Genomic DNA, 387 nt, shown 5'->3' with positions numbered 1-387 from the left:
TGGGGGAAGAGATTAAAGCGCTGGAACACCATGCCAACGCGGGCGCGCTGGGCGGCAATGTCCTTGTCAGAAAGCTTCTCGAGTCGGCCGTCGGGGAGCGGATCGCGCTGGTAGCCCACGCGTTCACCACCGACCCAGATTTCCCCGGCCTCGAAGGTTTCCAGCTGGTTGATGCACCGCAACAAGGTGGACTTGCCCGAACCTGATGGGCCGAGCAAGACGCAGACTTCACCGGGGGCGATGTCGAGGTCGATTCCTTTGAGGATATGCAGGGGCCCAAACTCTTTGTGCAGTCCGGTGATGTGCACCATTGGTTCAGCGCTTGCAGATGCTTCGGTGGATGTGCTCACTGCTCGACCTCCAGGGCAATGTTCTTATGTGTAGTTC

1 protein-coding gene is annotated in these 387 nt (G+C 59.2%); it reads right to left on the bottom strand.

Going from position 1 to position 387, the window contains the following annotated elements; genetic code table 11:
* Positions 1-311: ATP-binding cassette domain-containing protein (locus tag CBF90_RS16980; protein WP_141097249.1), on the bottom strand; the 311-nt coding region annotated here is incomplete at its 3' end.
* Positions 312-387: the final 76 nt, after the last annotated feature.

Origin of the sequence: Microbacterium sp. AISO3 (assembly GCF_002204305.1) — a bacterium.
In the GTDB taxonomy this organism is placed as follows: Bacteria; Actinomycetota; Actinomycetes; order Actinomycetales; family Microbacteriaceae; genus Microbacterium; species Microbacterium arborescens.
Note: the sequence above shows the minus strand (reverse complement) of the source record. Positions and strands in the feature narration are given on the sequence as shown.